This window comes from Mesorhizobium sp. M1A.F.Ca.IN.022.07.1.1 (genome assembly GCF_003997575.1).
In the GTDB taxonomy this organism is placed as follows: Bacteria; Pseudomonadota; Alphaproteobacteria; order Rhizobiales; family Rhizobiaceae; genus Mesorhizobium.
The window spans coordinates 1-3981 of record NZ_RZST01000445.1; the positions used below are offsets into that span (position 1 = coordinate 1).

A 3981-nucleotide genomic window follows, 5' to 3' on the forward strand; every position below is an offset into this window, starting at 1 on the left:
GATCTCCGCAAAGCCGAAAGTGCCGGCCGCGCCGGCGAGCGAATGCGCGAGCTTGGTCAGGTCGGAGCCGGGCAGCGCCTCGCGCGCCGCCTGCAGCTCAGCGAGCTGAGAGGCGCAGCGGGTGAGGAAACGTTGGCGCAGGGGGGCCAAGGGATCGGTTGAGATGGAGATTCTCCCGAGAATGAGGAGATATTGAAGCAGAAAGCGGGGCGAAGCGGAATGGCGAGTGGGGCTACCTGTCGCTCATCTGTCGCCTTGCTTGGCTGCGTCGCCGGCCCCGCCAGTTACGCTGCGTTTAGCGCCGCCGTATAAGGAATGGGAATCCGGAGGGCAGCACGCTGATGTTGGACAATTACGAGGTGGACCGATTTGGCGTGATCCACCAGATCGACTTCACGCCGATCAAATACGACAAGCGATATATTTCCTATTACGAGGACCTGAGCGACCGGACCATCAAGCTCGGATATCAGCGGCTTGGCTGGGTGCTGGGATTGACCGGCGCGATCCCCCGCTCGGTGCTGGAGATTGGGTACGGCACCGGCACCTTCATCGAAGCCGCGAAGATAACCGGGGTCGCCGATTGCGCCGGCTACGACATCGCCGAGTTCCCGCTGCCCGCGGGGGTCCGCTTTGTCGGTTGGGAGGAAGCGCTGGCCAGTTCCTGGGATCTGGTCGCCATGTTCGACGTGCTCGAACACATCCCGGATCTGGGTTTCCTCGGCCGCCTGCAGACCCGGCACCTGGCCGTCGCCGTCCCGTACTGCCGCTGGCGCGAGCTCGGCGCCGACGGCGACGCCTGGTTCCGAACCTGGCGTATGCGTCTCCCCAACGAGCATTTGCACCACTTCGACCGTGACTCGCTGGTGGCGTTGCTCGCCCACAGCGGCTTCGAATGCGTGACGCTGAACTGCTTCGAGGACGGCATCAGGCTGCGGCCCGGCGAAGCCGGCCCGAACATTCTGTCCGGCTTCTTCAGCAAGCGATAGGGCAATTTCGCCCGCGCGCGAGGGCAGAGCCGGGCGAGGGGACCGCGCTCATGCGCGATGGCCTTCAGCTCCGCCAGCAGCCCAAGACCGTCGGGGCCAAAGCAACAAAGGAGCAGTCTGGGCGTTCTGATCAGCCGCTTGCGGAGCAGCCGAAGACATGACCATGCCGCAAATCCTGTCGTTCGCCGTCACCTTCGTGATGATGGCAGCGTTCGTATGGGGCCGCTATCGCTATGATCTCGTCGCTGCCGCGGCGCTGTTGCTCGCCCTCGCCGTCGGGATTGTGCCGTTCGACAAAGCCTTCAGCGGGTTTAGCGACGATATCGTGATCATTGTCGGCAGTGCTCTGCTGGTGAGCGCAGGCATAGCGCGATCGGGCATCATGGAACTCGCCATCGCGCGCTTTGCTCCGAAATTGTCGGGAGTTCGCTCGCAACTGGCGCTGCTGGTGATCGTGGTGACGTGCCTGTCTGCCTTCGTCAAGAATATAGGCGCGCTGGCGATCATGATCCCGATCGCCTTTCAGTTCGCGCGCCGGTCCGGCACCTCGCCATCGATATTTCTGATGCCCATGGCATTCGGGTCATTGCTCGGCGGTCTCATGACGCAGGTGGGCACGTCCCCGAACATTGTTGTCTCCCGGGTGCGAGAGCAGCTGACCGGAACGGCGTTCACAATGTTCGACTTCGCGCCTGTTGGAGCGGCCGTCGCCGCCGCCGGAATGATCTTTCTGCTGTCTTTCTATTGGCTGTTGCCGGTGCGCGAAAAGCTCGGCGGGGCGCTGAATGAAGCCCTCGACATCAAGGACTACCTTACAGAGGCGCGAGTTGTCGGCGATTCCACCGTGCTCGGGAAAACCGTCGCCGACGTCATCAAGCTTGCCGGAGGCGATGCCGTCGTGACGTCGATCCTGCGCAATCGCACGATGCGGATGACGCCGCTGCCCGATGCCGTCCTTAAGGTGAACGACATCCTGTTGCTCGAAGGCGACCCGGCAGCGCTGGATCGCCTTGTCTCGCAAGGCAAGCTCAGCGTCACGGGCGATCGGGTGAATGAAGAGGTCACCACCAGCGAGATGGTCGCTATCGAGGCCGTCATTGGCGAAAGCTCGCCCTTGATCGGCTGGACGGCTCAGCGACTTGCCCTCTACGATCGCTTCAACGTCAACCTCCTGGCTGTCAGCCGTCGCGGTCAGCGCCTCGACCGCAGGCTCGCCAAGGTCGAGCTAAGGCTCGGCGACGTCGTCGTGCTGCAGGGCAATGCAACCACAATGCCCGAGACACTGCGCGGACTAGGCTGCCTGCCGCTGGCGGAAAGGCCCATCCTTCTTGGCAGCGTTCGCAAGGGTATCGTGCCCGTGGTCATCCTCGCCCTTGCCATGCTCACGACTGCCGTTGGTCTGCTCCCGGTTCCCGTCGCTTTCTTTGCGGCCGCGGTCGGGATAGTGCTTTTCAAGGTCATCCCGCTCCGCGACGTCTACCAATCGCTGGATGGCCCAATCCTCGTGATGCTCGCCGTTCTCATCCCGGTGAGCGATTCGCTGCGCACTACGGGGGCGACCGCGCTGGTCGCCGCAGAGCTTGCCAGGTTCGGGACCATTCTTCCAGCGCCCGGCGCACTGATGCTCATCCTCGTTGCCGCCATGGCCGTGACGCCATTCCTCAACAATGCCGCCACCGTGCTTGTCATGGCGCCCGTCGCGTCGGAATTCGCCGCCGATCTGGGCTACAGGCCGGAAGCATTTCTGATGGCTGTCGCCATCGGCGCCGGCTGCGACTTCCTCACGCCGATCGGGCACCAATGCAACACCCTTGTCATGGGGCCGGGAGGCTATCGTTTCAGCGACTATCCGCGTCTGGGGCTGCCGCTGTCGTTCCTTGTCGTCATTGTTGCCGTGCCGATGCTGGCGATCGTCTGGCCAATGAACTGACAGGCCATGGACGGATACGAACGACTTGGCTGTACAAAAGCCAAAAAGTTCACCGCAAATTGCTCTTTGGAAACAGCACGCGATCGGGTTCTGCATTCATTCGCGCCAGCATTTCCTTGATCAAGCGTGTTTTGGTGCGGCCCGCTTCCTTCGGCGGCACGAGGTAGCGCACGATGGCTTCGAGCCAGGTATTTTCGCTGACGCGAAAATGAACCACCGGATGCTCCTTCACTTGCAGCTCGTCCACCGGCGTTTTCGACAGGATGTCCTTATAGACCTTCACCTTCTGGCTCATGATGTCGCCGATCTGCTCGTCCACGACCTCTCGCATGGTTTTCGCCACGAATTCCAGGTCGCTGTCGTAGGCGAGCTGGAACTTGATCTCGTTCCAGACATAGGGAAACAGCGGCCAGGAATAGTTGAAGACCGGCGTGTCGAACACGGTGGAGTTGGGGAACTTGATGACGCGTCCGCTCGGATGATCGGTCCAAAGATGTTCGCCGCCGAATTCCCACAACGTCGTGTCGAGATAGCTGACGTCGATGACATCGCCATGGGCATCGCCGATGCGAATCCGGTCGCCGACGCGATAAGGCGCCCTGGCCAGTATATAGATCCAGGCGATGAAACTGGAGATCGGCATCTGCAGCGCAAAGCCGAGCGTCAGCGAAATCAGGCCGAGCGAAACGACGGCGGCGTACCAGTTCACGAACAGAACCGAGATGGCCACGAAGACGACGGCGACCACGACGACCAACCGGAAAATTCGCTTCAGGTTGAAACGCGAAACGCGATTGGGAATTCGGCCGATGAGAAAGACTTCGACGATGTTCGCTATCGTCAGCATGACGAAAATGAGAAGGCCGCCCCAGACATAATTCAGCACGCGAGCGCGCAAAGGCGCCTCAAACCATTCCGAGCGCCAATTGATGAGAAGCTGGACGGCAAAGAGCAGCAAGGCAGCGGCAGCGAAGCCAGCCGTCCACCAGAGGTCTTCCTTGCGGAAGCTGAAGCGGAACTTTTCCGCGGGCTTTTTCGCCTGCTGCTGGATCGTTTTCGGAT

At 61.5% G+C, this 3981-nt stretch carries 4 protein-coding genes; 2 read left to right on the forward strand and 2 right to left on the reverse strand.

The features are described 5' to 3' along the window. Positions 1–150: Hpt domain-containing protein (locus EOA75_RS29975; protein ID WP_245466779.1), on the reverse strand; the 150-nt coding region annotated here is incomplete at its 3' end. Positions 151–374: 224 nt separating this feature from the next. Here EOA75_RS29975 and EOA75_RS29980 point away from each other — a divergent pair. Further along, positions 375–989, forward strand: a complete 615-nt coding sequence (locus EOA75_RS29980; protein ID WP_245466778.1) for a class I SAM-dependent methyltransferase — start codon at positions 375–377, stop codon at positions 987–989. A 157-nt stretch (positions 990–1146) separates the two neighbouring features. Beyond that, the gene (locus tag EOA75_RS29985; protein ID WP_127325847.1) at positions 1147–2919 is read left to right on the forward strand and encodes an SLC13 family permease; all 1773 of its coding nucleotides are present in this window, start codon (positions 1147–1149) and stop codon (positions 2917–2919) included. 49 nt (positions 2920–2968) lie between these two features. Here the strand turns inward: EOA75_RS29985 and EOA75_RS29990 are convergent. Then, the coding region (locus tag EOA75_RS29990; protein WP_164747665.1) for a mechanosensitive ion channel family protein at positions 2969–3981 on the reverse strand (1013 nt) is incomplete at its 5' end.